General features: G+C 71.4%; 25 protein-coding genes. 11 read left to right on the forward strand and 14 right to left on the reverse strand.

The genetic code is table 11. From position 1 onward, the window contains the following. Positions 1-4: 4 nt before the first annotated feature. Positions 5-352, reverse strand: a complete 348-nt coding sequence (locus tag QF037_RS42475; RefSeq protein ID WP_307034757.1) for a DUF488 domain-containing protein — start codon at positions 350-352, stop codon at positions 5-7. Positions 353-493: 141 nt separating this feature from the next. Here QF037_RS42475 and QF037_RS42480 point away from each other — a divergent pair, with 141 nt between their 5' ends. The 4 genes from QF037_RS42480 to QF037_RS42495 are packed head-to-tail and all read left to right on the forward strand — an operon-like array spanning position 494 to position 5,184. Further along, positions 494-1,879, forward strand: a complete 1,386-nt coding sequence (locus tag QF037_RS42480; protein ID WP_307034759.1) for a M1 family metallopeptidase — start codon at positions 494-496, stop codon at positions 1,877-1,879. Positions 1,880-1,920: 41 nt separating this feature from the next. Then, positions 1,921-2,655 carry a L,D-transpeptidase family protein gene (locus tag QF037_RS42485; RefSeq protein ID WP_307034761.1) on the forward strand — a complete coding sequence of 245 codons (735 nt, stop codon included), beginning with the start codon at positions 1,921-1,923 and terminating at the stop codon, positions 2,653-2,655. Positions 2,656-2,674: 19 nt separating this feature from the next. Continuing rightward, the gene (locus QF037_RS42490) at positions 2,675-3,355 is read left to right on the forward strand and encodes a response regulator transcription factor (RefSeq protein WP_307034763.1); all 681 of its coding nucleotides are present in this window, start codon (positions 2,675-2,677) and stop codon (positions 3,353-3,355) included. Next, positions 3,352-5,184 carry a sensor histidine kinase gene (locus QF037_RS42495; protein WP_307034765.1) on the forward strand — a complete coding sequence of 611 codons (1,833 nt, stop codon included), beginning with the start codon at positions 3,352-3,354 and terminating at the stop codon, positions 5,182-5,184. Before QF037_RS42490 ends, QF037_RS42495 begins: the two co-directional genes overlap by 4 nt. Here QF037_RS42495 and QF037_RS42500 read toward each other — a convergent pair. Then, the gene (locus QF037_RS42500; protein ID WP_307034767.1) at positions 5,140-5,394 is read right to left on the reverse strand and encodes a WhiB family transcriptional regulator; all 255 of its coding nucleotides are present in this window, start codon (positions 5,392-5,394) and stop codon (positions 5,140-5,142) included. The genes QF037_RS42495 and QF037_RS42500 overlap by 45 nt on opposite strands. A gap of 108 nt (positions 5,395-5,502) precedes the next feature. After that, positions 5,503-6,723, reverse strand: coding sequence for a saccharopine dehydrogenase family protein (locus QF037_RS42505; RefSeq protein ID WP_307034769.1), 1,221 nt, complete (start codon positions 6,721-6,723; stop codon positions 5,503-5,505). A gap of 108 nt (positions 6,724-6,831) precedes the next feature. On the opposite strand from QF037_RS42505, the gene QF037_RS42510 reads away from it, so the two are divergent. Next, the gene (locus QF037_RS42510; protein ID WP_307034771.1) at positions 6,832-7,554 is read left to right on the forward strand and encodes a TetR/AcrR family transcriptional regulator; all 723 of its coding nucleotides are present in this window, start codon (positions 6,832-6,834) and stop codon (positions 7,552-7,554) included. On the opposite strand, the gene QF037_RS42515 is transcribed toward QF037_RS42510, so the two are convergent. Next, entirely contained in the window at positions 7,532-7,894 is a 363-nt protein-coding gene (locus QF037_RS42515; RefSeq protein WP_046263424.1) for a peptidase inhibitor family I36 protein, read from the reverse strand. The two genes, QF037_RS42510 and QF037_RS42515, sit on opposite strands and share 23 nt — an antisense overlap. A 78-nt stretch (positions 7,895-7,972) precedes the next feature. Then, entirely contained in the window at positions 7,973-8,869 is an 897-nt protein-coding gene (locus QF037_RS42520; RefSeq protein WP_307034773.1) for a LysR family transcriptional regulator ArgP, read from the reverse strand. Positions 8,870-8,938: 69 nt separating this feature from the next. Here QF037_RS42520 and QF037_RS42525 point away from each other — a divergent pair, with 69 nt between their 5' ends. Together QF037_RS42525 and QF037_RS42530 are read left to right on the forward strand one after the other, a co-directional pair. Beyond that, positions 8,939-9,556, forward strand: coding sequence for a LysE/ArgO family amino acid transporter (locus QF037_RS42525; protein WP_307034775.1), 618 nt, complete (start codon positions 8,939-8,941; stop codon positions 9,554-9,556). A 103-nt stretch (positions 9,557-9,659) separates the two neighbouring features. Continuing rightward, a complete protein-coding gene (locus QF037_RS42530) occupies positions 9,660-10,955 on the forward strand; it encodes an MFS transporter (protein ID WP_307034777.1) in 1,296 nt (431 codons plus the stop codon). Positions 10,956-10,959: 4 nt separating this feature from the next. Here QF037_RS42530 and QF037_RS42535 read toward each other — a convergent pair whose 3' ends face one another. From QF037_RS42535 to QF037_RS42545, 3 genes are all read right to left on the reverse strand, one after another. Then, a complete protein-coding gene (locus tag QF037_RS42535; RefSeq protein WP_307034779.1) occupies positions 10,960-11,412 on the reverse strand; it encodes a cyclic nucleotide-binding domain-containing protein in 453 nt (150 codons plus the stop codon). 275 nt (positions 11,413-11,687) lie between these two features. Next, positions 11,688-13,175 (reverse strand): aminotransferase class I/II-fold pyridoxal phosphate-dependent enzyme, encoded by a 1,488-nt coding sequence (locus QF037_RS42540; RefSeq protein ID WP_307034781.1) that lies wholly within the window; start codon positions 13,173-13,175, stop codon positions 11,688-11,690. Between the two features lie 30 nt (positions 13,176-13,205). After that, on the reverse strand, positions 13,206-13,439 hold the full coding sequence (locus QF037_RS42545) for a hypothetical protein (RefSeq protein ID WP_307034783.1): 234 nt from the start codon (positions 13,437-13,439) through the stop codon (positions 13,206-13,208). A gap of 194 nt (positions 13,440-13,633) precedes the next feature. Between QF037_RS42545 and QF037_RS42550 the strand changes: the two genes are divergently transcribed. From QF037_RS42550 to QF037_RS42565, 4 genes are all read left to right on the forward strand, one after another. After that, entirely contained in the window at positions 13,634-14,053 is a 420-nt protein-coding gene (locus QF037_RS42550) for an ATP-binding protein (RefSeq protein ID WP_307034785.1), read from the forward strand. 191 nt (positions 14,054-14,244) lie between these two features. Continuing rightward, a complete protein-coding gene (locus QF037_RS42555) occupies positions 14,245-15,072 on the forward strand; it encodes a SigB/SigF/SigG family RNA polymerase sigma factor (RefSeq protein ID WP_307034788.1) in 828 nt (275 codons plus the stop codon). A gap of 58 nt (positions 15,073-15,130) precedes the next feature. Then, positions 15,131-15,979: an ANTAR domain-containing protein gene (locus tag QF037_RS42560; RefSeq protein ID WP_307034790.1), complete on the forward strand. Its 849-nt coding sequence runs from the start codon at positions 15,131-15,133 to the stop codon at positions 15,977-15,979. 55 nt (positions 15,980-16,034) lie between these two features. Then, entirely contained in the window at positions 16,035-16,880 is an 846-nt protein-coding gene (locus QF037_RS42565) for a DUF1206 domain-containing protein (RefSeq protein ID WP_307034792.1), read from the forward strand. Between the two features lie 12 nt (positions 16,881-16,892). On the opposite strand, the gene QF037_RS42570 is transcribed toward QF037_RS42565, so the two are convergent. From QF037_RS42570 to glgB, 6 genes are all read right to left on the reverse strand, one after another. Next, positions 16,893-19,178: an FUSC family protein gene (locus tag QF037_RS42570; RefSeq protein ID WP_373463884.1), complete on the reverse strand. Its 2,286-nt coding sequence runs from the start codon at positions 19,176-19,178 to the stop codon at positions 16,893-16,895. Next, positions 19,150-20,493: an NAD(P)/FAD-dependent oxidoreductase gene (locus QF037_RS42575; protein WP_307037654.1), complete on the reverse strand. Its 1,344-nt coding sequence runs from the start codon at positions 20,491-20,493 to the stop codon at positions 19,150-19,152. Before QF037_RS42575 ends, QF037_RS42570 begins: the two co-directional genes overlap by 29 nt. A 220-nt stretch (positions 20,494-20,713) precedes the next feature. Continuing rightward, complete coding sequence (locus QF037_RS42580) at positions 20,714-21,118, reverse strand: ATP-binding protein (RefSeq protein ID WP_307034796.1); 405 nt, start codon at positions 21,116-21,118, stop codon at positions 20,714-20,716. A gap of 113 nt (positions 21,119-21,231) precedes the next feature. Further along, positions 21,232-23,136, reverse strand: a complete 1,905-nt coding sequence (locus QF037_RS42585) for an AMP-dependent synthetase/ligase (RefSeq protein ID WP_307034798.1) — start codon at positions 23,134-23,136, stop codon at positions 21,232-21,234. A 154-nt stretch (positions 23,137-23,290) separates the two neighbouring features. Then, positions 23,291-24,376, reverse strand: coding sequence for a glutamate--cysteine ligase 2 (locus QF037_RS42590; RefSeq protein ID WP_307034800.1), 1,086 nt, complete (start codon positions 24,374-24,376; stop codon positions 23,291-23,293). A 60-nt stretch (positions 24,377-24,436) separates the two neighbouring features. Beyond that, entirely contained in the window at positions 24,437-26,638 is a 2,202-nt protein-coding gene (glgB, locus tag QF037_RS42595; protein WP_307034802.1) for a 1,4-alpha-glucan branching enzyme, read from the reverse strand. Positions 26,639-26,640 lie beyond the last annotated feature (2 nt).

Genomic DNA, 26,640 nt, shown 5'->3' on the forward strand with positions numbered 1-26,640 from the left:
TCCCTCAGTCCAGCAGGCGTGCGAGTACGGCCGCGTGGCTCTCCTCGGGAGCCTTCGCGGCCGTCAGCAGGGTGAGGGGCCCCTTGCGGGCCAGCTCGCGCACGTGGTCCAGGAGTTCGGCCGCCTCGGGTGCGGCCAGCTCCGCCTCGTAACGCCCGGCGAACTCCTCGTAGGACCCCTCACCGGCGTGGTACCAGCGGCGCAGCTCGGTCGACGGGGTCATGGCCTTGGGCCACTCGTCGACCCGCGCGGCATCTTTCGACAGGCCGCGCGGCCACAGCCGGTCGACCAGGACGCGTACGCCGTCCTCCGGCTCCGGCGACTCGTAGACGCGGCGCACACGAACGCTCATGGCGGGGCCCTTCCACGGAGGTGGTGACGTGCCGGGAGCGTACTTCGCGGAGCCACACGACTTGACCGGCTCAAGGGTGAGTTCCACCGAGATCACCTTTAGTGTGAAGCCGTCTGCCACCCCCCAACCGCAGGAGCGCATGTGCCTCAGGCCGTCAGACGCACCTTCGTCCTCGGAACCGTCCCCGTCGCCCTGGTGGCGCTGCTCGGGGCGGCCGCACCCCCGTCGGTCGGCTCGCCCGGCGCCGGCGACCCGTACTTCCCGCTGGCCGGCAACGGCGGCTACCACGTCGGCCACTACGACCTGACCCTCCGCTACGACACGGACAGCCGCCACCTCGACGGCAAGGCCGTCCTCTACGCCCGCGCCACCCAGAAGCTCAGCCGCTTCGACCTCGACCTGAACGGGCTGAAGGTCACGGGCCTGACCGTCGGCCGGGACAAGGCGGACTTCCGCCGCGACGGCCAGGAACTCGTCGTCACCCCGCGCAGGACCCTGCACAAGGGTCAGTGGTTCCGCGTCACCGTCACCTACAACGGCAAGCCGGCCCCGGTCACCGACCCGGACGGCTCGCTCGACGGCTGGATCCCCACGGACGACGGCGCCTTCGTCGCGGGGGAGCCGCAGGGCGCGATGACCTGGTTCCCCGCGAACAACCACCCCAAGGACAAGTCGTCGTACGACTTCACGATCACCGTTCCCAAGGGGCGCACCGCCGTCGCCAACGGCGTGTTCCTCGGGCAGGCGACGGCTCACGGGCGGACCACGTTCCGCTGGCGTCAGTCCGAGCCCATGGCCGCCTACCTGGCCACGGCGACGGTCGGGAAGTTCACCGTGGAGCGGTACACGACGCGTGACGGCATCCAGGTCTACAACGCCGTCGACCCGCGCGAGGCCGACGCCGCCGTACCGGTCCTGAAGAAGCTGCCGTCCGTCCTGGCCTGGGAGAGCAAGCTCTTCGGGCCCTACCCGTTCAAGGCCGCCGGCTCGATCGTCGACCGGGCCCCGAACGTCGGGTACGCGCTGGAGACGCAGACGCGGCCCGTCTACGACCGGGCCCCCGGACTGAGCACCCTCGTCCACGAGAGCGCCCACCAGTGGTTCGGCGACTCCGTCACCCTGACCTCGTGGAAGGACATCTGGCTCAACGAGGGGTTCGCGACCTACGCCGAGTGGCTCTACGCCGAACAGCACGGCGGCGACAGCGCGCAGAAGTCCTTCGACGCGCTGTACGCCCGGCCGGCGAGCGACGGGCTCTGGGAGTTCCCGCCCGGTGACCCGGGCAGCGGCGCGAACATCTTCGGCACGCCCGTCTACGCCCGTGGCGCGATGGCCCTGCACCAACTCCGCAAGGCCGTGGGGGACCGGGTGTTCTTCCGGATCCTGCGGGCCTGGGCCGGCGAGCACCGGGACGGGCACGGGACGACCGCCCAGCTCGTGCGCCTGGCGGAACGCGAGTCCGGCAAGGACCTGGACGGACTGTTCCGGACGTGGGTGTACCAGCAGGGCAAGCCGGACGCACCCTAGAACCTGACGAGTTCCACACAAGTGTCGGCGAGGGTCGACGCATGATCACACGCAGACCGCATGTCGCGCTGCTGGCCGCCTCCCTCGTGCTCACCGGGTGCGGGGGAGGGGCGGTGGCGACCCCCGAGCGGCGGCCGCCGGCCACCACGTCGATCCGGCTCGCGCCGCCGGTCTCCCTGGAGGTCGCCCCGCGGCAACTGCCCGGCCTGGGACCGAAGACAGGGGCGAAGGTGCCGGACGACGCCCGCCAGGCCGTCGTCGTCACCGGACGCGGCAAGAACTCCTCGCGGTCCACCGTCGTCCTGTACGAGCGCACCGACGCGGGATGGCAGGCCGGGGAGACCTGGCCCGCGCACAACGCGCTGCGCGGCTGGAGCGACCACCACCGCGCCGGCGACCTGCGCTCACCCATCGGTGTCTTCCGCCTCACCGACGCCGGCGGACGCCTCCGCGACCCCGGCACCCGGCTGCCGTACGACCACGGCACCGGCTTCACCGCTACCGGCACCGGCTTCGAGGGCGAACCCCTGGCGGGCTCCTTCGACTATGTGATCGCCATCAACTACAACCGGGAGCCCGGGACTTCACCCCTCGACTGGACCCGCCCGCTCGGCGCGGGCCGCGGCGGCGGGATATGGCTGCACGTCGACCACGACGGGCCCACCCAGGGCTGTGTCAGCCTCGCCGAGGAGCACATGAAGGAACTCCTCCTGGCGCTGGACCCGGCCCGCCGGCCGGTCGTCGTCATGGGCGACGCCGACTCCCTGGCCCGCTGAGCGGCTTAGGATCCGCCGAATGTGCGCACATGTGCTGGTCGCCGAGGACGACGAGATGCAGGCCGAACTCATACGCCGCTCCCTGCTGGCCGAGGGCTACACCGCCACCGTGGTCCACGACGGCGGCGCCGCCCTCGACGCGGTGCGACGGCTGAGACCCGACCTGGTCGTGCTGGACCTGATGCTGCCCGTGATCGACGGCCTCGGCGTGTGCCGGGCGCTGCGGCGGGCCGACGACATCCCGGTGCTCATGCTCACCGCCCGTTCCGCCGAGGACGACGTGCTGCTCGGCCTGGACGTGGGCGCCGACGACTACATGACCAAGCCCTACAGTCCGCGTGAGCTGATGGCCCGGATCCGCACGGTCCTGCGGCGCAGCGGGCACACCACGGGCGTCGTACGCGCCGCGGGGCTGCAGGTCGATCCCGTACGGCACGAGGTGCGGTGCGAGGGCGAGGAAGTGGAGTGCACGCCCGCCGAGTTCGCGATCCTGCTCGCCATGGTCGCCGAACCCGAGCGGGTGTTCTCCCGGCGGCAGTTGCTGGAGTGCACCCGTGGCATCGACCGGTCGTCCACCGAGCGGGCCGTGGACGTCCACATCATGAACCTGCGGCGGAAGACCGAGACGGATCCGCGCAGGCCGGTCCGGCTGCTGACCGTGTTCGGCGTCGGCTACAAACTCAGCGGCGGTCGCGGATGAGCCACCGCATACCCCTGCGCAAGCGCCTCTCGGTCCGGCTGCTGATCACCTCCGTGCTCATCGCCGTGTGCTCGGTGGCCGCGACCGCCTGGCTGGCGGTGGAGACCACCACCCGTGCGCTGCGGGAGGAGCAGGGGCAGGTCCTCGCCGAGGACATGGACGTCCTGGCCCGGCTGAGCGGGTACGCGGCAACTCACCCGCAATGGCGGGGAGTCGGGCCGCTCGTCCGCACGCTGGCCGAGAAGACGGGCCGGCGGATCGCCCTGACCACCACCGACCGCCGGATCCTCGCCGACTCGGCGCCGCCCGGCACCTCGCTGCCGCCGCGCGCCGCGGCCACCGTGGACCCCCTGCGCACCGACACCTACACCGAGCGCGGTGCCCAGCGCAGCGGCCTCGACCCCCGGGTGGTGGGGCCGTACCGGCTGACGGCCCAGGAGCGGGCCAGGCTGGGGAAGCTGGCCGTGATGCGGCAACAGTGCTTCGCCCGCAACGGCATCGAGACCACCATCGTCAGGATGCCGAGCGGCCGCCCGTTCCTGAGCGAAGAGGTCGAGACGCCCCTCGAGTGCGCCGACGGGAAGCTCAACACCCCGACCGAAGGGGAGGAGAAGGCCCTCGCGGACCTGATGGAACGTGCCCGCGCCTGTCTGGGCGGGCAGGACCTGAAGTCCGTCGCGCCGCTGTTCCTCTCTCTCGATGGCACCGACCGGGGCGTGGGCGGCCGCTATCAGGTGGGAAAGACCGACGTGGAGCCCGGGTCGGCGGCGGCCCGCACCGCGCAGAACTGCGTCGACAGCGCGCGCCGCGCCCAGCTCGACCCCTACGTCGCGCCGGCCGCCGAGCTGTTCCTGGGCGGCGGGGACCGCACCGCCGTGCGGTTCGACATGTCACCGGCCAACAAGGCCAAGGTCGTCGGTGTCGCCGGGCTCGTGCTCGCCGTCACCGTCGCCGTGACCGCCCTCGTCGCCACGCGGCTCGTCCGGCCGCTGCGCGCGCTCACCGCGGCGGCCCAGCAGCCGCCGGAGCTGCATGTGCGGGTGCCCGTGACCACGCGGGACGAGACCGGCATCCTCGCCGCGGCCTTCAACGACCTCGCCGAACGCCGGGAACGGCTGGAGGCGCAGCGCAAGGCCATGGTCAGCGACATCGCCCATGAACTGCGCAGCCCGCTCACCAATATCCGCGGCTGGCTGGAGGTCACCAAGGACGGGGTCGTGGCGCCGGACCCGGAACTGCTCGCGTCCCTCCACGAGGAGGCCCTTGTCCTCCAGCGGGTCATCGACGACCTCCAGGACCTCGCCGCCGCCGACGCGGACACGCTGCGGCTGCACCGGGAGCCCGTCCGAGCCGACGAGCTGATCGGCCAGGTCGCCGCGGCGTACCGGGTGGCCGCGGACACGGCGGGCGTCGCCCTGCGCACCGAGACGGACGGCACGCCGTGGCTGGACGCCGACCCGGTGCGGATGCGGCAGGCACTCGGCAACCTCGTCTCCAACGCCCTTCGGCACACGCCCGGGGGCGGGACCGTCACCCTCGCGGCACGGTGCGAGGGTGACGACGTCGTCCTCGAAGTCGCCGATACCGGCAGTGGGATCACGGCCGAGGAGCTACCGCACGTCTTCGACAGGTTCTGGCGGGCCGAGAAGTCCCGCAGCCGCCGCACCGGCGGCAGCGGGCTCGGCCTGCCGATCGTCCGTCACCTGGTCGCCGCACACGGCGGCACGGCTCGGGCGACGAGCGAACCCGGCGCGGGCAGTGTCTTCACCCTCCGGGTGCCGGCCCTAGCCGGAGGCGCGCCCGGCCCTGGCCCGGCGCCGTTGCAGTGAGCGTCGTTCGGCCTCGCTCGTACCGCCCCAGACACCGATCGCCTGCCCGGTGTCCATGGCCCACTCAAGGCACCGTGTCTGCACCGGGCAGCGGTGGCAGATGGCCTTCGCCTGTTCCGTCTGCACCAGCGCCGGGCCGGTGTTTCCGATCGGGAAGAAGAGGTCGGGGTCCTCGTCGCGGCATATGGCATGGTCTCGCCAGTTCTCCATCGATGTCACCTGCGTTCGAAGTCGTCCGTGCCCTCGCGGATGGCTTACTCGCTTTCGGGTCACCTGTCGATGCATGAGTGAAACAACGGAGTGCTGGGAAATTCGGATTCACTGCTCGCGCAGGCCCCACGGGGAGCCGTACGCGGTCAGCAGATCCAGGAAGGGACCGGCGGGGAAGGCCTCCGGGCCGAGGACGCCCGAGCCCGACCAGGCGCCCGTGGCGAGGAGTTCGAGGGCGACGACCGGGTTGATCGCCGTCTGCCACACCACCGCCTGGCAGCCGTACTCCGCCATGGACCACTGGTTGTCGACCACGTGGTACAGGTACACCTCGCGCGGCGCCCCGTCCTTGACGCCCTTCACCCAGGTGCCCGCGCAGGTCTTGCCGTGCATGAGCTCGCCCAGCGTCGCCGGGTCGGGGAGACAGGCGGCGACCACGTCCCGGGGCGAGACCCGGACCGGTCCGCTCGCGCTCGCCACGGTGACCGGCTCGGTGCGGTCCAGACCCAGCAGGTGCAGCGTCCGCAGCGTCCGGATGAACTCCTCGCCCAGGCCGTACTTGAAGGTGACGCGCTTGGCGTCGACCCAGCGGGGAACGAGCAGCACCTCCTCGTGTTCGACATTCACGCACTCCACCGGGCCGATGCCCTCGGGGAAGTCGAACACCTCGGGCTCGCTGAACGGTTCGGTGGTGAACCAGCCGCGGTCCTCCTCGTAGACCACGGGCGGGTTGAGGCACTCCTCGATGGTGGTCCAGATGCTGAAGGACGGCGCGAAGTCGTAGCCGTCCACGGTGAGGTTCGCACCGTCGCGGATGCCGATCTCCTCGATCTCGTCGAAGAGTTCATCGGCCGCGTACCGGGCGAAGACGTCCGACAGACCCGGCTCCACCCCCATGCCGACGAGCGCCAGCACACCCGCCTTCTCCCAGCCGACCGCCTCCTCGAACTGGGCGTCGCCGAGCTTGACCCCGCACTCGTCGTAGGGGCGCTCCGGGTGTGGTCGCGACAGCGACATCGCCATGTCGACATACGTCGCCTCGGCCGCGCGGGCCGCCCGGAACAGCGGCATCACGAAGCGGGGGTCGGTCGCGTTGAGGAGGACGTCGCACGCGTGCCGCTCCAGCAGCGCCGCCACGGCCGCCTCGTCGCTCGCGTCGACGCGCTCAGCCCGGAAACGGGCCCCCTCGGCACCGAGCGCCGCCACGGCGGCCTCGGCGCGGGCCAGGTCGTGGTCCGCCACCACCATCGCCTCGAAGAACGGCCGCCGGGCCGCGATCCGGGTGATGGCGGTGCCCACTCCGCCGGCTCCCACGAGCAGTACACGCATGACAAGCACTCCGTCGGTCGAAGGTCCAAGACGTCGGTGGGGCCCCTGACGGAGATACAACGCCGCACGCTCACATAAGGTCAATGGCGTTGGCATAAGGAGAGCGGCATGCCGAAAGCGGTCGTACCCGAGGAGAAGCGGCGTCGGCGCCGCCCCACCAAGAGCGGCACCGTGCTGTCCGAGGAGCTGATCGTCGAGACCGCACTGCGGATGCTGCGCGAACACGGCAGCGCCGGGCTCACCGCCCGCCGCCTGGGCCTGGCTCTGGACGCCGACCCCAGCACCCTGTACCGCTACTTCCGCGGCATGGACGACCTGACCCTGGCGATCGGCGACGCGCTGATCGGACAGGCGCTGCGGGGCTGGGAGCCGACGGGGCGGTGGCGGGCGGACCTGCGCGCGATCGGGCTGCGCCTCCATGCCGCCTACCTCGCCCATCCGCAGGCCGCCGTGCTGACCACCAACCGGGTCACCGGGCGACCCAACGAACTCGCCGCCGACGAGGCGGTTCTCGACGTGCTGCGCACCGCGGGCTTCCCGCTGGCGGACACGGTGCGCATCTACCACGCCTTCATCGACCAGACCCTGGCCTTCGCCGCCCTGGACGCCGCCTCCCTGGCCCTGCCCAGCGCCGCGCTCCACGCCGACGAGGACATGTGGAGCTCGACCTACGCCCGCCTGCCCCGCAGCACGCACCCCCGGATCGCGGAGGCGGCGCCCCTGCTGGCGGGGCGCATGGTGGAGAGCGCCTATCCGACGGCGCTGGAGATGCTGGTGGACAGCGCCGAGGCCCGACTGACCGCGCTGCTCAGCAGAACGAGCGGGCGATGAAGCTCTCCATCTCGTCGTTGCGCCACAGTTCGGGGATGCGCTGGTGCGGCTGGACGCACCCGAGGAAGCCGGTGAGGTCGTCGTTGTCGTACATCACGATGTAGTCGTCGGAGGCGTTGTCGATGCTGCTGATCTCGTTGTCGCCGTTCCAGCCGTCGATGTCGTACGGACCGCCCGCGACGACGTCGACGTACCTGCTGCCCTCGTAGTTGCCGTCCTCCCACATGCAGACGCGGCCGGCCCCGCAGTAGCCGTCGGCCTGCGCCTCGCCGGCGAAGCCGAGCGTGAGGGCCGGTACGGCGAGCAGGGCGGCGAGTGCCGCTTTGGTCCTGGTGAGCATGGTGTTCTCCTCCCGTTGAGTCACCACGGTGACTCCGGGACCGGGCCCCGCGGTACCTCGGAGGTGCGAGGTTGACGTCTAGGAGGTGAGCGCCTCGGCCGCCGCTGCGGCCACCGCCTCGGCCACGGTCGCCAGCGCGGGCGAGTCCAGCTTCCACTGCTGCCAGTACAGGGGCGCGTCCATCGGGCGGTCGGGCGCGAGGTGGACCAGCCGGCCCGTGGCCAGCAGCGGCTCGGCCTGGACGTCGGGGACCATGCCCCAGCCCAGGCCCAGCGCGACGGTCGCCACGAAGCCCTCCGAGGTGGGGACGTAGTGGCGGTCGGGACTCGCGCCGCCCCCGCCGCGGCGCAGGCTGCGCACGAAGCGGTCCTGGTAGGAGTCGCGGCGGTCGAAGGCCACCGAGGGCGCCTGCGCGAGCGCGTCCCGCAGCGGACCGCCGAGCCACCGGTCGGCGAACTCCGGGCTCGCCACGGCGAAGTACCGCATCCGCCCCAGCGGGCGCACGGAACAGCCCGACACCGCGTCCGGCGACGAGGTCACCGCGGCCATCACCAGCCCCTCCCGCAGCAGCGTCGCCGTGTGCTCCTCGTCCTCGCGGTGCAGCTCGAAGGTGAGCCGGGACCCGTCCGGAACGCGGTTCAGCGCCGGGAGGAACCATGTCGCCAGTGAGTCGGCGTTGACCGCGATCGACACCCGCGTCGACTCCCCGGGCACGCTCATGCCCAGCTCGGTCCGCGCGTCCCGCTCCAGTCGCGCCAGCTGCCGCGCGAACCGCACGATCACCTCGCCCGACTCGGTGGGCCGCACCGGTTTCGTACGCACCAGCAGCACCCGGCCGGTGCGCTGCTCCAGGGCCTTGACCCGCTGGCTCACCGCCGACGGCGTCAGATGCAGGGCCGCGGCTGCCGCGTCGAAGGTGCCCTCGTCGACCACCGCCAGCAGGGTCCGCACCTGGTCGAGGGGAAGCTCTGTCATCACGAGCGCTAATGATACGTAAGAATCTTTAGCTGTACTCCAGATCGCCGTCCGCCTAGCGTCGAGGCCATGACCGCTTCGCTCGCCGCCGCTGCCGCCGGATTCGGCACCGGCCTCTCCCTCATCGTCGCCATCGGCGCCCAGAACGCCTTCGTCCTGCGCCAGGGCGTCCGCCGCGACTCCGTCCTCGCCGTCGTCGGCATCTGCGCCCTCTCGGACGCGGCCCTGATCGCCCTGGGCGTCGGCGGACTGGGAGCGGTGGTGGTGGCGTGGCCGGACGCGCTGACCGCGGTCGGCTGGATCGGCGGCGTATTCCTGCTCTGCTACGGCGCCCTCGCCGCCCGCCGGGTGTTCCGGCCGGCCGGCGGCGCCCTGCGCACGGAGGGCGAGGCGGCCGGCTCCCGCAAGCGGGCCGTCCTGACCTGCCTGGCACTGACCTGGCTCAACCCGCACGTCTACCTGGACACCGTGTTCCTGCTCGGCTCCGTCGCCGCCGATCGCGGCGCACTGCGCTGGACCTTCGGGCTCGGCGCCGTACTCGCCAGCCTGTGCTGGTTCGCGGCACTGGGCTTCGGCGCCCGGCTGCTGGGCCGCTTCCTGGCCAGGCCCACGGCCTGGCGCGTCCTGGACGCACTGGTCGCCGCGACGATGATCACCATGGGCGCGATGCTGATCGCCGGGGCCTGAGCAACGCCCTGTCCGCAGGCGGGGATCGCGGGTCCCGCAGGCTCGGACGCGACTGCCATAGTGAACCCTGGTCCGAAAGATGTAACGACCAACCAGGAAGCCCGTGGACACGAGCGAGAGCAGCACCGAAGAGCAGCCGACGACCCCCACGGAAGAGCCCGCCCGGCGCGGCTGGCGCCGGTTCGCGATGGACACCCGTCCACTGCGCCGCCCGGCCTACCGCCGGCTGTGGACGTCGACCATTGTCACCGCCGTCGGCAGCCAGCTCACCGCGGTCGCGGTGCCCAAGCAGATCTACGACATCACGGGCTCGTCCGCGTGGGTCGGCTACGCGAGCCTCGCCGGGCTGCTGCCGCTCATGGTGTTCGCACTGTGGGGCGGCGCGATCGCCGACAGCGTGGACCGCCGCAAGCTGCTCCTGGTCACCAACACCGGGATCGCGGTCACCTCGCTGCTCTTCTGGACACAGGCCGTCACCGGCCTGGAGTCCGTGGCCGTGCTGATGGTCCTGCTCGCGACGCAGCAGGCGTTCTGGGGCCTGAACGCACCGGCCCGCAACGCCTCCATCGCCCGGCTGGTGCCCGCGGACGAGCTGACCGCCGCCAACGCCCTCGGCTCGACCGTCATGCAGACAGGGCAGGTGGTCGGCCCGCTCCTGGCGGGCGCCCTGATCCCGGTCATCGGCCTGCCGGAGCTCTACCTCATCGACGCCCTGGCGCTGTGCGTCACGGTGTGGGCGGTCTACAAGCTGCCCGCGCTGCCGCCGCCGGCGTCGGGGACCAAGCGCCGCGCGGGAGTGCGCGAGATCGCGGCCGGGTTCCGGTACATCTCCCTGCACAAGGTGCTGCTGCTGTCCTTCCTCGCCGACATCATCGCGATGGTCCTCGGCATGCCGCGCGCCCTGTTCCCGCAGCTGGCCTCGGAGACCTACGCGCCCTACGGCGAAGGTCTCGCCCTCGGTCTGCTGTTCGCGGCGATCCCCATCGGCGCCGTCCTCGGCGGACTGCTCTCGGGCACCTTCTCCCGGGCCCGCCGGCACGGCTGGATGGTCATCGGCGCCGTCGTCGCGTGGGGCGCCGCCATCACCGGCTTCGGGCTGAGCGACAGCCTCTGGCTCGCGGTCGCGTTCCTCGCCCTGGCAGGGGTGGCCGACATGGTCTCCATGGTCTTCCGCGGGGCGATCCTGCTGTCCGCCGCCACCGACGAGATGCGCGGCCGTATGCAGGGCGTCTTCACCGTGGTCGTCGCGGGCGGGCCGCGCCTGGCCGACGTCCTGCACGGCACCGCGGGCTCGGCCTTCGGGCCACGCGCGGCCGTCGCGGGCGGCGGTCTCCTCGTCGTGGCCGTGATGCTGGGCCTGGCCGCCGCCGTACCGGCGCTGCGCCGCTACCGGATCTGAGCCGTCAGCGGGCGCGCCGGGAGATCGAGTACTGCTCCAGCAGTTTGCCCCGGGTCGTCTCCAGCCGGTACGCCAGGATCTCGGCGACGCTGCGCACCAGGATCAGGCCGAGCTGGGGATCCTCCTCGCACAGGGCGAGCACCGCCGCCGCGTCGAACTCATAGGCCCGCACGGGGCTGAAGGCCACCGCGCCGAAGTCCCACTGGTGCGGCGGGAAGAGCCACGACCAGCCGAGCAGGTCCCCCGAGCCGAGGCTGGCCACGGTGACCCGTTGCAGCGACGTCACCTGCTGGTCGAGGGAGACGGCGCCCGAGCGGATGACCCAGAAGCGGTCGGCCGTACCCCCTGGCTCGAAGATCCGGGCGTCCTCGGGGAAGGAGACCTCCCGGGCCAGGGCCGTCAGGCGGGCCCGCTGGGGCGGAGGCAGGGCGGTCAGCAGTTTCGTCGCTTTGGTCATGACGCGGGGCTCCTCGCCGGCGATTCGGTTCCGGTGCTTTCCCTACGCCCATTTCAGCCGCTGCGGACGACCGGGGCACCTCGGCGGCGGGCACTTCCGGCGCTGTCGTCTCGCGGGCAGGAAAAAAGCCCTGGCTGGACGGGGGAGACCAGCCAGGGCCGTATGAGAGGTGATCTATGAAGGACGTATACCGTCGACTCCATGACGACCTATGGATGAACCGTAAACCATCTCGGAGCCTTGTGCGTATACGAAAGCCGGGCACGTGACCCGTTTCACTCCGTGTCGGCCCGGTCCGCCGCCAGCACCCTGAACGTCTCCAGACCGGGGTCGCTCGGGTCGGGCAGATTCATCCCCGCGGCCAGTCCGGTCGTCAGATAGCGCACCACGGGCTCGGTCAGCCGCTCACCGGGCAGCACGGCCGGGATCCCGGGCGGGTACGGCGTGACCATCTCCGCCGCGACCCGGCCGGCCGCCTCCCGTACCGGCACATCCTCGGCGGGGCCGAAGAACGCGTCGCGCGGCAGGACGGCCTGGGACATCCGCAGCTCGGACGGCGGCGGCACCTCCACGCGGGGAGCCCGGGGCAGCTCGGGCGCGGCCTGTGCCAGATCCCGCAGCGCGGCAAGGAGTTGGCGGGCCGTGCCCTCGTCGTCGCCGTGGGTGATCTGCGTGCCGATCCGGCGGTGGTCGGTGAGGTGTGTGTCGATCTGCCGGTGCTCACGCAGCCAGTCCGCCGCCTGGAATCCGGTGATGCCGAGACCGTCGAGGTCGATGACGACGGGGAGCGGGTCGAAGTCGTCCGCGAGTCCGGGACCGCAGAAGTCGTCCCGGTCGTGGACGTGCAGCCCCTCGATCTCCTCGATGCCGGCCCGGACGTCCGCGGCGAGATCCAGTGCGGCGCCCATCAGGTCCTTGCCGCGCAGGGCCATCTGCCGTCGCCAGCCGTCGAGTCCGGCGTAGATCAGCACCGACGGGCTGGTGGTGCCCAGCAGATCCGCGCGCAGCCGCAGCAGTTCGGGCGGTACGTGGTCGCCCTGCAGATGGAATACCGAGCCCTGTTCGAGGCCGCTGCCCATCTTGTGGATGCTGGTCACACAGATGTCGGCGCCCGCGTCCATGGCCCAGGACGGCAGATCGGGGTGGAAGGGAAGGTGCGCGCCCCACGCCTCGTCCACGATCAGCGGGCGCCCGTACCGGTGGCACACCTCGGCGACCGCGCCCAGGTCGGCGCAACTGCCGTACGGGGTCGGGCTGGTGACCAGGGCACCCTTCGCGTCGGGATGGTCGGTGAACGCCTTGTCGAACTCGGCAGCGGACGGCGGATGCGCCAGGTGCCGCTCGGCGTCCCAGCGCGGCTCGACCCACACGGGCTCGATGCCCGAGAGGATCAACCCCGACACGACCGACTTGTGCGCGTCCCGCCCGACCAGCAGCTTCTCGTGCGGTCCCGCCACGGACAGCATCGCCGCCTTGACCGACAGGGAACTGCCGCACGTGGTGAAGAACGTGTGCTCCGCGTGCACGGCGTCGGCCATCAGCTTCTCGGCGCGCTCCAGCACCCGGCCCCGGGTCAGGCGGTCGTCGAGACCGCCCGACGCCAGGACGTCACCGAGGAACACCGCGTCGCCCAGAACCTCCCGCACCGCCGGATCGGCGCCCCGGGCCTGCTTGTGCCCGGGTGGTGTGAACGACAGCCGCCCCTGGCGGCGGTAGTCGTCCAGCGCTTCGAGTACGGGTGCCCTTGTGTGATCCACAGTCATGGCGAGCCGGGTTCCCGGGAGCCCGGCCGTTCAATCGGACCGCTCGGCCGTCCCGGGCTGCCTGCCCGGCGTCAGGATCTCGTCCAGCACCCTGAGCACCGTCTCGTAGGCCAGCGTCCGCACGGCCGCCTCGCGCGAGCCCTCCGGGTCGCTCGGCCGCAGGGCGTCACTACGGGACCGCCAGGCACGCTCCTCCTCCAGAGCACAGGCCCGGGCACGCTGCATGCGCCGCAACAGTTCATCCGCATCCACGACATCCGTCATGTCACCCGGGTACCCCGCAAATGATTCCGGATGGCCCGTGTGCACAAGGTTTGATGCGGCTCCGAGAGGTGAGCCGAAGGGAAGAGACCTGCGGTGCTCGCGGAGTGTGACGGATCCGCTGCCGCGCCAGGCGGGACTTCCGCGTTGTCCGCGACCGCCTGGGCCTGCCCCCCACCGATTCAGGGAGCCCAGGGATGTGCGAGAAGCACAGGACCGAATCTGTCGAGCGGTACCGCCGACCGTGCCAGCCGGCGGAGGCGCGCCGCGCCGTCGAGCGGGCCGTGGCCGAACGCTGCCGCGTCACCCATACGACCTGCGATCGCGAAGCCCTGGGAGACGCCCTGCTCGTCGCCTCGGAGCTCACCACCAACGCGATCCTGCACGGCGGCGGAATCACCGACTTCCGCGTCGACGTCGGCGAACCCGGCGTGCGCGTCTCGGTGAGCGACCGCAGCGACGATCTCCCCGTGGCCAAAGAGCCCTTCGACCCGCGCGGACGGCGCCGCCTGGGCGGCCTCGGCTGGCCCATCGTCTGCCGGCTGGCACGCGATGTGCGCGTCACCGACCTGCCCTCCGGAGGCAAGTGCATCACCGCGGTCGTCCCCCTGTTCTGACAGTCCGCCGATCTTCCCGGGAAAAGCGGAGTTTGGGCCCCCGGGGTGAGGGCAGACGCAGTTTCGTGCTTCGGACCGGAGGCGCGCCAGCGGGAGCGACATGGCTGCTGCAGGGCCCACGTCTGGTGTCCGGCCGGTAGTCCCCGTTCCCGCGGTAATTCCCTGAAACGACCGTTCAGGAGCGATTCCGCATGCCAATCGACATGTCGACAAGCCGTCCCGGCACCCCCACCACCACGGCCGCCCGACGGCGCCACGACGACGCTCCCGACACCGCGGGGCTCTTTGCCCGCCTGGCCGTCCTGGAGGAAGGCCCCGAGCGGGACGCCGTACGCGACGAACTCGTCACCGCCTGGCTGCCCATGGCCCACCGCATCGCCGGCCGCTTCCGCGAGCGCGGCGAGTCCATCGAGGACCTGCGACAGGTGGCGGCCCTGGGCCTGGTGAAGGCGGTCGACCGATTCGACCCCGAGCGCGGCGCCTTCGAGAGCTACGCCGTGCCGACCATCACGGGCGAGGTCAAGCGGCACTTCCGCGACCGCATGTGGGCCCTGCGGGTGCCCCGCCGGGTGCAGGAACTCCGCAACAAGGTGCGGGTCGCCCGCCGCGAGCTGACCCAGACGCCGGGCAGCACCGAACCCACCGTCGCGGACCTCGCCGCCCACACGGGCCTGACGGAGGAGGAGGTCGCCACGGGACTGGAGGCGCTGGAGAGCTTCAGCACGCTGTCCCTGGACGCCGAACTCTCCTCCGACGAGGACGGATACAGCCTCGCCGACACCCTGGGCGCGGCCGACGCCTCGTTCGAGACCGTGGTCGACCGCGAATCCGCCAAGGCGGGTCTGCGCCGGCTGCCCGAACGCGACCGCGCCATTCTCTACATGCGCTTCTTCGAGGACATGACACAGAGCCGCATCGCCGACCAGCTCGGCATCTCCCAGATGCACGTCTCCCGTCTCATCAGCCGCAGTTGCGCCCGTGTGCGCGCCGAGGCGCTGGGAGAACGCGCCGGCGGCTGACTGCCCGAGCCGTGCCCGGGCAGGTGTCTGTTCCGGCGAACCGGAACTGAGGAGCCCTATGACGGACCCCGGACAGACAACCGCGGACGACGGAGCGGACGACGAGTACCAGCGGCTGCGGGCCGAGGTGCGCGATCTGCGCGCCCGGTCCCGCGCCCACGTCCTGATCGCGGAGGCACAGGGCATGCTGCGCGAGCGGTATGCCCTGTGCGACGCGGACAGGGCGTTCACGCTGATGCGGCTGGCGTCGCAGCGGTACAACGTCAAGATGCGCACCCTGGCCGAGAGCCTGCTGTCCGCCCCGCGCCCGGACGCCCGGGAAGCGCTGTGGTTCCCGCGGCGCGCCCGGCTCGCACAGCCCCCCTTGAACTTCCCGGCGGCACGCGAGGTCGGGCCCGGCAACCGCAGCGCCGTCCTGAAGGCCGTACTGAGCCAGACGCTCGCCGTGGTCGGCACGGACATGGGGAACGTCCAGCTCGTCGACCGGGTCAGGGGCGGCCTGCGTATCGAGGAGCACACCGGACACACAGCCGACTTCGTCGACTTCTTCGGCCATGTCGGCGAGGACGGCACGGCCTGTGCGCAGGCGGCGCGCGACGTCGCCCAGGTCACCGTGCACGATGTCGAGACGGATCCGGTCTTCAGCACCTCCGCCCGCGAGGCGATCCTCGAGGCGGGCAGCCTGGCCTGTCACAGCGTGCCGCTGACCACCTCGTCGGGCATCTGCGTGGGCATGGTCTCGGCCCACCTCGACCACACCATCGGGGACCTGACGGCGGCGCAGCTCAAGGTGCTGGAAGTGGTGGGCGCGCAGGCCGGCCGATGGCTCGCCTGGCACGAGCGCACGGTGGTCCTGGACGCCCTGGAGTACCTGCACGCCCTGGGCAAGGGGCGCGCCCAGCCGTAGCCCCGTGGGGGTGTGCATGGCTGTGACCGGGGCATTCGGAGTGCGGGAGGTCGAGATGAACTTGACTGTCAGCGCACGGGCCGGCCGGATCGAGGTCGGGCGTTCGACCCGCCGTTCTGCGACGGAGGGCGCCGCCCGGGCGGGACTCGCCGCACGCGGCGTGATCTATCTGCTGGTCGGCCTGCTGGCCCTGCAGATCGCCTTCGGCGACGGGAAACGCCAGGCGGACCGAGGCGGCGCGCTCGCCGAGCTGTCGGACAAGCCCTTCGGTGCCGTCCTGCTGTGGGCCCTCGCCATCGGCCTGGTCTGCATGGCGCTGTGGCGCCTTTCGGAGGTGCTGTTCGGCTCGGTCGGCCCGGACGGACGCAAGGCGAAGAAGCGCCTGCTGGCGCTGGCCCGCTTCGTGTTCTACAGCTTCGTCGCCTTCTCCGTGCTGTCGTTCGCGACGGGTTCGGGGTCGAGCGGCGGCGGCAGCGGATCGAGTGACAAGCAGTCCAAGGACGTCACGGCGAAGGTGCTGGACATGCCCGGCGGGCAGTGGATCGTCGGTGTGGCCGGCGTGGGGATCGCCGTCGCCGGTGTGTGGCTCGCGGGCCGGGCCGTCATGCGCTCCTACCGCGACAAGTTCAAGCTCGGCGAGATGTCGCCCGGGATGCGGCGACTGGTGGACGTGACCGGGGTGGGCGGCGGTGCGGCCCGCGGGCTGGTGTTCGCGGCCGCCGGTGCCTTCGCCGTACGGGCCGCCGTCGACTACGAACCCGACAAGGCGAAGGGCCTGGACGACACGCTCCGCTCGTTCGCCGAGACCCCGCTCGGCCCCTGGCTGCTGGCCCTGGTGGCGGTCGGCCTGGTGCTGTTCGGCCTGTTCTCCTTCGCGATGGCCCGCTGGCGCAGGGTGTGAGCCGCCCCGGCGTCAGCCCTTCGGCCGCGCCACCGGTACCCGCAGCGGCCGGGCCAGCCCCACCACACCCTCGTCCAGCCGCTGGAGATGCCGCAGCACCCGGTCGGTGACCCGCCCGAAGCGCGGCGACCCGGGGACGGCGGACTCCAGCAGGGCGGCGATGCTCGGCCCCGTCTCGACCTCGTCGGTGGACCGCGCGTCCGCCACGTGTGCCGCGGTCGCACCGATGTTGCGCAGAATGCGCCGCCCCGCCCCACGCAGCCGGGGATCCGCCGCGATCGACGGGTGGGTGGGCAGCAGTTCGGCCGTGGCGGCCAGGGAACGCGCGTGGTACGCACAGGTCTCCAGCAGCGCGACGACGTACCGCGCGGTGTCCCGCCGGGCCCGCAGCGGGGTGACGGGATGGGTGAGGGGCCGGGTGGCGGCCCGCAGGTCGGCCAGCGCCTGGTCCAGGTCACGGGCTTTGTCGAGGAGCTCGGCCGGAGGCCCGCCGCTGAGCTGGTCCACCGCCGTCTCGGTGACGTCCGCGAGCCGGTCCAGCACCTCGACGAGCAGGTCGTTCGTCCGGCGGTCCGTGCGCACCGGCAGCACCAGCGCCGCCGCGAGGACCCCGCACGCCGCGCCGAGTGCCGTCTCCTCCACCCGCAGCACCAGTACGGACAGGCTGTACGTGTGCAGCAGGGTGTACAGCACGCCCAGCGCGGCGGTGACGAAGAACGACATCAGCGTGTACGAAAGGGGCGCCGTGTAGAACATCAGGAAGACGCAGACCAGGACCACCGCGAACGCCGTCCAGGTGTGGTGGCCGACCAGCCCCGCCAGCCCGACGCCGGCCACCACCCCGAGCACGGTGCCCAGGAGCCGCCGGTAGCCCTTGACCAGGATCTCGCCCGTGGAGGCGGTGTTGATGAACACGATCCAGCAGGTCAGCACCGCCCAGTACCAGCGCTGACTGGACAGCAGCTCACCGCCCACCATGGCCAGCGACGACCCCACCGCGACCTGCACGGCCGCCCGTGTCGTGGGCCGCCGCAACCCCGCGGGCTCCTCCTGCGCAGGCTCCTCACCGGCGTCGATGGCCGCGTCCTCGGCGTCCAGTTCCTCGCGCGAACGGGTCGTGGCCGGGCTGTCGTCGGACTCGTCCTGCGGCCCGTCGAGCGCGATCCGCAGCCCCAGCACCGCGCGGGCCGCCTCACCGATGCCCCGGAAGACGTCCTGGACGGCCGGTGGCGCCGTCGGCAGGTTCTCCTCGTCCCGGTAGCCCAGCAGCCGGTTGCGCACATGCGAGAGCCCCGTGCCGGGCTGTGTGGAGACCGGCCGCAGGACGAGCAGCCGCAGCGCCTCCAGGTCGCGCCGCACGGTGTCGGTCGCCCTGTCCCGCACGGGCAGCGTCCCGGCCCGCGGAACGGGCGCGCCCGGCAGATGCAGGGTCAGTGTGTCCGCCCGTTCGGCGCTGCGCGCGGTCAGCAGCAACAGGCCGAGCCGCTCGGCGGCGACCTCGGCGTCCGCGACGCGCCGCTGCACGAGCCGCGCCATCGCCTCGTCGGCGGTCCCCTCCTCCAGCCGGCCCTGGATCATCAATGCCGTCTCGTGCAGCCGGGCCGTGCCGTCGCGCACATGCTCCAGAGCCTTCTCCACCTCCTCGGGGCCCGCCGCGTCCAGCAGTTCCAGCTGTGTCGCCACCAGCTGGGCCAGCCTGGCCCGGAAGGCATCCCGCAGCCGATCCAGCATCCCGGTGGGCGTCTCGGGCACGAGCGCGAAGCGCGCCACGGCACTGGCCAGGAAGGCGACGACGAGCGTGCCGTAGAGCTGGGGCAACACGGAGACGGTGGCGCCGACGAACAGGGACGCGAAATAGACCTGGAACCCGATCATTCCGAGCGCGGTGCCCCGGTCGCCGTACCGGCGCCCGTAGACGGCGCAGAAGATCAACGCGACGAAGACCAGGTCGCCGACCACCACATGGGAGCGCAGCAGGGCGGCGAGGGTGACGGCGGCCAGCGCCACCGGCAGGCCCAGTGCGAGGGTGACGGCCTGCCGGGCGCGCTGTTTCTCCCGGATCGCGAAGGTGGCGACCATGGCCGCGATCGCCCCGGCCACCAGATGGGGCACCTGGGCCCCCAGCAGACCGAGCACGGCCAGCGTGAGCGCGATGGCGCCCACCGTCCGCAGCCCGGCCGCCAGTCGCAGCAGCCCGGGGTCGGACGCGGCCACCAGATCCCGCAGCCGCGCCCGCCCCGGACGACCCGCCTCTCGCACCCCGGGCGGACTACTCCTGACGGTCCGTCCCCTCGACATGCGCCTGGATCTGCTCCGGCGTCAGATACGCGTTGGTGTACTCGAAGTCGTGGAGCTTGGCGGCCTTGCGGGCCTGGAAGCCGGTGCGCACGAAATCGTCGCCCGCGAGGGCGTTGAGCGTCCAGTTGGTCGCGACGCGCACCTTGGCGACGTTGGTGCGCAGCGCCGCCCAGTGGTAGCCGCGGGCCGCGGCCTGGGCGGGCAGACCGCGCAGCTCGATACCGAGGGGCTTGGACACGGCGTCCTTGCCGCCGAGGTCGACGACGAGTCCGAGGTCCTTGTGGCGGTACGGCGTCGTCGACTGCCCCCGCAGGGTGGCGATGACGTTGTCGGCGACATGCTTGCCCTGCCGCATCGCGTGCTGGGCCGTGGGCGGGCAGACCGCGCCCTCCTCGCCCTTGGCCTCGTCGGGCACCGCGGCCGAGTCACCGAGCGCGAACACCCCGTCGTGGCCGGGCAGGTTCATGTCGGCGGTGACCGCGAGCCGCCCCCGGACCGTCTCCGCGCCAAGCGTCGCGATGAGCGGGCTCGCGACCACGCCGGCGGTCCAGATCAGGGTGCGGGTGGGGACCACCCGGCCGTCGGTGAAGGTGACCTCCTCGGGGCCCGCCTTGGCGATGGAGGTGCCCAGCGAGATCTCGATGCCGCGCTTGGTGAGGATCCGCTGCGCGGTGCTGCCCAGCTTGTCGCCCAGCTCGGGCATCAGCTTGGGCGCGATGTCGATCAGGTGCCATTTGATGAGCCCCGGATCGATGCGCGGGTAACGCTTGACGGCGGCGTGGGTGAGCTTCTGCAGACAGGCGGCGGTCTCGGTGCCCGCGTACCCGCCGCCGACGACCACGAACTGCAGCCTCGAGGCACGTTCGGCCTCGTCCTGGCTGGCGTCGGCGAGGTCGAGCTGCGCGATGACGTGGTCACGGACATAGGCGGCCTCGGCGAGGGTCTTCATGCCGAACGCGTGGTCGGTGAGACCGGGGATGTCGAAGGTGCGGGTGACGCTGCCGGGGGCCAGCACGATGTAGTCGTACGGCTCGTCGACGATCTCATCGGTGATGGTGCGGATGACGCAGACCTTGGACTTGAGATCCACGCCGATCGCGCCGCCCGGGATGATCCGGGTGCGGTACTTCTTGCTGCGGCGCAGCGAGACGGCGATCGACTGGGGCGTCAGCACCCCGGAGGCGACCTGGGGGAGCAGCGGAAGATAGAGCTGGTAGGCGAACGGCGTCACCAAGGTGACGTCGGCCTCGTCGAGGGCGAGTTTGCGTTCCAGCCGACGAACGCATTCCACGCCGGCGAAGCCTGCGCCAACCACCAGGATCCTGGGTCGTGTCACGGTCTTTCTTCCCTTCTGCGGCTCCGGCGGTCCGAGTCGGACGCCGTTCGCCTGCCCTGGATCTCCGCTTCGCAACATCGATCCCACCGTGCCTCATGCCGTTCCGCCAGCCGGGCGCGGCAGGCAGACGAACGCGTCGTGGACCACCATGCCCGTCACGGTGCGCCCGCGCACCGGCTGCGAGTGAATGTCGTGTGTCTCACCAGGGCAGAAACACGTGCACGTCCTTGCCGCCGCCCTCCGTCACCACACTCACCTGGTCGCACAGGGCGTGGATCAGATGCCAGCCGACACCGCCACCGCCGGTTCTCGGGTGAAACGAACGCGGGGCCGGCGGGGTGGGATTCGTGTCGTGCAGCGTCACATGGACACCGTCGAAGGTGCGGCGCATGGACAGGTCGAAGGGGCCCGGGGCGAACTGGACGGCGTTGGCGGCCAGCTCCGTGACGACGAGCAGGATGTCGTCCCAGTGCTCGGGCGTTGTGGGCGGCGAGGCCTGCGCGAGCCCGTACAGGAACTCGTCCGCGTCGATCCGCGCAGCTGTGACGCTCTGCGGCTCACCCGCAAAACTCGTGGTGCGGCTCGGGATCTCCACGGAGGCCAATGGTGCTTCCTGCCTGGTCGTGTGTCGGTCCTGTACGGCGCTCCTCGTGGGCGCCACTTCTGCGAGTTCCCGGGGGCGCTGAGGTCAATCGGACTCCCGGGACCCGAACCGGGTCACCGGAACACGTTGTCCGAGTCGTCCCAGCCCGTGACCTCGTCCGCGAGCTGCTGTCGCGGGGCGCGCGAGCGTGCCTGGTACATCGCGTCGATCTCGAACGCGTAGTGCTCGACGATCGCGTCCCGGCGCAGCTTCATCGACGGCGTGAGCAGCGTACTGGTCCGGTCGAAGGACTCCGGCAGAACCCGGAACACGCGGATGGACTCCGAACGGGAGACGGAACTGTTCGCCGCGGCCACCGCGCGCCCGATCTCCTCCCGCAGCGCGTTCTCCTCGCGCGCCTCCCGGCTCGGTGCGTCACCCGGCATCGCGAGCCCGCCGCGCCAGTGCGCGAGGAAATCCGGGTCCAGTGTGATCAGGGCACCCACACAGGGCCGGTTGTCACCCACGATGACCGCCTGATGGATGAGCGGATGCATACGCAGCCGCTGCTCCAGGAAGGCCGGCGCCACGCTCTTGCCGCCACTGGTGATGATGACGTCCTTCTTGCGGCCGGTGATCGTGAGATAGCCCTCGGGGTCCAGCTGCCCGAGGTCGCCCGTGGCCAGCCATCCGCTGCCCAGCGCGGCCCGGGTGGCGGCCTCGTCGTTGACGTATCCCTGGAAGACCGAAGGACCGTGCACCAGGATCTCCCCGTCGGCGGCCAGCCGGATCTCCGTGCCCGGCAGGGGCCGGCCGACCGTGCCCGACTTCTCCCGGCCCACGGGCTGTGCCGTGACGCCGCCGCTCGTCTCCGTCAGCCCGTAGGCGTCGTTCACGTAGATGCCGATGCCCTCGTAGAACAGGCAGAGTTCGCGGCCCAGTGGTGACCCGCCCGAGGCCGCGCGGAGCACGCGGCCACCGAGTGCGGCCCGCAGTCTGCGGTACACCGTCCGCTCGTACAGCGCGTGCTGGAGCCGCAGATCCAGGCCGGGACCCGGTCCCAGTCCCAGCCGATGGCGTTCGACGGCCGCCGCGAAGTCCCGTGCCGTCTCCGCGGCCCGCTCGAACAGGGCGCCGCGGCCCGCCTGCTGGGCCATCCGCAGGAAGTTCTTGTAGATCTTCTCGAAGAGCGAGGGCACGCCGCAGAAGTAGGTGGGCCGGAAGGAGAGCAGGGACGCCGACAACGTCTCGGAGTTCAGATCGGGCTCGTGGGCCATCACCAGACTGCCGCGGATGCACAGGCTCTGCACCAGCAGGCCGTACACATGGGAGAAGGGCAGGAAGGCGAGGACCGAGCCCTGCCCGCCCGGTGGCACCACCGTGTGGCCCCACCCCTCCAGCAGGATGTCGCAGGCGCTCGCCAGACCTCGGTGGCTCACCGCGCAGCCCAGCGGGCGGCCCGTGGTGCCGGAGGTGTAGACGACGGCCGCGGTGGAGTCCGGCATCACGATGCGGCGCAGCGACTCGATCGTGGTGAGCGGGATGAACTCGCCCCGCTTCACGAGCTGTTCCAGTGACCCGTCGTCCAACTGCCAGACGTGGCGCAGCCGCGGCAGTGACGCGCACACCGAGCCGACCGTCATCACGCTCTGTTCGTCCTCGACGATCACACCGACACAGTCCGCGTCCCGCAGGATCCAGGCGACCTGATCGCGTGACGAGGTCGGGTAGATGGGCACGACCTCGGCGCCGACCGCCCACAGCGCATGGCTGAGAACCGTCCACTCGTACCGGGTGCGCGCCATGATCGCGACGCGGTTGCCGGGGGCGATCCCGGAGGCGACCAGGCCCTTGGCGAGGTCGACGACTTGGTCCCGCACCTCCACGGCGGTCACCTCCGCCCAGGTCGTGGCGGAGGGGTCGGGACGGCGCGCGAGCATCGCCTGGGTGGGGTTGCGGGCGGCCGTCTCGAAGACGCTGTCGGCGAGTCCGCCCGTCAGCGGCGAGACGGACGGGGGAGCGAGGGCGAGGTCGCGCATGCGCTGCTCCTGATGTGTACGGGGTGTGACTCCGCCGATGAGAACTGTTATCGGCGGTGCCCGAATCTAGCCGAGGTCAGCGCGTTCGATGCAGGTATTCGACAACTGGTTTCGACGTGATCCTCTCGGAGGGGGCGGGAACCCGCGGACCGCGCTATTCCTGCGTGTGGCGCACGCACTCCGCGACGACCTCCCGCAGGCTCCCGGTCCGCGCCATCAGCTCCCGCTGGATGCGCGCGCCGTTCCCGCGCCGCAGCAGCTCGGCACAGCCTTCCTGCGCCCGCTCGAGGTCGCCGGTCTCGGCCAGTGCGTCGCCGACGTGGTCGAGCAGTGCCCGGACGACCGTCTCCGCGGGCAGCCGTCGCATGGTCGCCGGATGCAGCAGCTCCTCCGTCAGGCCCGACCGGGCGGCCCGCCAGGCGGCCAGCCGCAGCAGGCTCACACTGTGGCCCGACGGCTTGCGGCCCGCGCGCCACTCACGCGCCGACGTCTCGACGAGGCCGCGGGCGAGGGTGGCGATGAGCGCGGCGGTGGACGCGTGCAGACAGACGTCCGCGACCCGGAGCTCCACCGTCGGGTACTGCCGGGACAGCCGCGCGTCGAAGTAGACCATGGCCTCGTCGAGGATCACACCGGTCGCCACCATGTCCGCCACCCGCCGGTGATAGCGCTCGGCCGAGCCGAACACCTCGGTCGGACCGGTCGAGGGCCACCGCTGCCACACCCGACTGCGATAACTGCTGTATCGCGTGTCCTCGCCCTGCCAGAAGGGGGAGTTGGCACTCAGTGCCGCCAGCACCGGCAGCCAGGGCTGCATCTGGTCGATCACGCCGACGCCCTCGTCGTCGGACTCGACGGATACATGGACATGACATCCCAGGACGAGATCATTGCTGGTGATGCCGTACTGCTCCGCCATCCACTGATAGCGCCGCCCCATGGCGACCGTGGGGCTGACGGGCAGCGGCGACGTCGCGAGCGCGGCGACGGCACAGCCGATCTCCCCGGCGTGCCGGGCCGCCTCCTTGCGGCAGCGGACGATCTCCGCGGCGAGTTCCGCCATCTTTGACTGGGGATGGGTGGCGAACTCGAGCATTTGGCTGTGGAGTTCCTTTTCGAACACGTCACCGTTCGTGCCGTCGTGCGCGGCACGGGCGAGCACCGCGGCCGACAGTGCTCGTGGTTCGCCGGTCTCCGGGGCGACCAGGAGGAGCTCCTCCTCCACTCCTACGGTGCGCACGTGAAGCCGCCCTTCTGCCGTGACGAGGTCGTACGCCCCGACTGCCCACCAGACGGCTGATCACACAGGCGACAGCCATACGGTTGCGAGCGGCGGCAGCGTGAGCCGTACGACACCGTCCTCCGGTTTCACCGGGTCGGGACAGGTGACGGCACCGCCGCCGTAGCGTTCCGCGTCGGTGTTGAGGACCTCCTGCCAGGCGGGGACGTCCCCCGGGACGCCGAGGCGGTAGTCGTGGCGGACGACGGGGGAGAAGTTCGAGACGGCGAGGAGAGGGGTTCCTTCGGCGTCGAAGCGCAGGAAGGCGAAGACGTTGTCGTCGGCCGCGTCTCCCACGATCCACCGGAAGCCGTCAGGGCTCGTGTCCCGCTGCCACAGAGCGGGCGTCGCGCGGTAGACGGTGTTGAGGTCGCGGACCAGGTCCCGCACCCCGCGATGATCGGGCTCGGCGCCGTAGCCGGGGTCGAGGAGCCACCAGTCCGGGCCGTGTGCCTCGGACCATTCGGCGCCCTGGGCGAACTCCTGGCCCATGAAGAGGAGTTGTTTGCCGGGGTGGGCCCACATGAAGGCGAGGTAGGCGCGGTGGGTGGCGCGCTGCTGCCACCAGTCGCCGGGCATCTTCGACACCAGGGACTGCTTGCCGTGGACGACTTCGTCGTGGGAGATCGGCAGGACGAAGTTCTCGCTGTAGGCGTACACCATGGAGAAGGTCATCTCGTGGTGGTGGTACTTGCGGTGCACCGGCTCGTGCTGGATATAGCCCAGGGAGTCGTGCATCCAGCCCATGTTCCACTTCAGGCCGAAGCCCAGACCGCCGCTCTCCGTGGGCCGCGTCACCCCGCCCCACGCGGTGGACTCCTCGGCGATCGTCATGACCCCCGGCACCCGCCGGTACACGGTCGCGTTCATCTCCTGGAGGAACGCCATCGCGTCCAGATCCTCGCGCCCGCCGAACACATTGGGCGTCCACTGACCGGAGTCGCGCGAGTAGTCGAGGTAGAGCATCGAGGCGACCGCGTCCACCCGCAGCCCGTCGATGTGGAACTCCTCGCACCAGTAGACGGCGTTGGCGACCAGGAAGTTGCGCACCTCGACCCGGCCGAAGTCGAACTCGTACGTCCCCCAGTCCGGATGCTCGGCCCGCCGCCAGTCTCCCGGCTCGTACAGCGGCTCCCCGTCGAACCGCCCCAACGCCCAGTCGTCCTTGGGGAAATGAGCGGGCACCCAGTCCATGATCACGCCGAGACCGGCGCGGTGCAGCGCTTCGACGAGGTACTTGAAGTCGTCCGGTGAGCCGAGCCGGGCCGTCGGCGCGTAGAACCCGGTCACCTGGTAGCCCCAGGAGCCGCTGAAGGGGTGATGGGCGACCGGCATCAGCTCGACGTGGGTGAAGCCCAGGCCCTTGACGTAGGCCGGGAGCTGGTCGGCGAGTTGACGGTACGTCAGTCCCGGTCGCCAGGACGGCAGATGGACCTCGTACACGGAGAACGGCGCCTCGTGCACGGGGACGTCGCCCCGGTGCGCCATCCACTCGGCGTCGTCCCACTCGTAGTGCGACACGGTCACGATCGACGCGGTGTCGGGAGGGACCTCGGCGCGGCGGGCCATCGGGTCGGCCTTCAGGAAGCGGTCGCCGTGCCGGGAGGTGATCTCGAACTTGTACCGGGCGCCCTCGCCGATGCCCGGCAGGAACAGCTCCCACACCCCGGACGCGCCGAGGGACCGCATCGGGAACGCCGTCCCGTCCCAGCAGGTGAACTCCCCGGCGACCCGCACGCCCTGCGCGTTGGGCGCCCACACCGTGAAACGGGTGCCGGTCACGCCCTGGTGGGTCATCGGCTCGGCGCCGAGCGCCTTCCACAGCTCCTCGTGCCGTCCCTCACGGATGAGATGCAGATCGACGTCACCGAGGGCGGGCAGGAAGCGGTACGGGTCGTGCACTTCCTGCGCGTCGTCCTCGTAGGAGACCAGCAGGGTGTACGGGGGAATCGCCTCCAGCGGGAGTACGCCGGAGAAGAGACCGTCACCCTCGGAGGAGAGTCCGCTGCGCTCTCCCCCGACGACCACGTCCACCGCACGGGCGAAGGGACGCAGCGTCCGGAAGGCGATCCCGCCCGGCACCGGATGGGCGCCGAGCAGGGAGTGCGGGTCGTGATGGGCGCCCGACAGCAACCGCGCGCGGTCGGCGGGGTCCAGGGGAGGTGCGGCACGGCAGGGGCGTGGGCCGCCGGCCTCGGGAGGTGTGGTGTCGCGCAGTGCCATGG

The sequence above is a fragment of the Streptomyces canus genome, from assembly GCF_030815415.1.
Classification (GTDB): Bacteria; Actinomycetota; Actinomycetes; order Streptomycetales; family Streptomycetaceae; genus Streptomyces; species Streptomyces canus_F.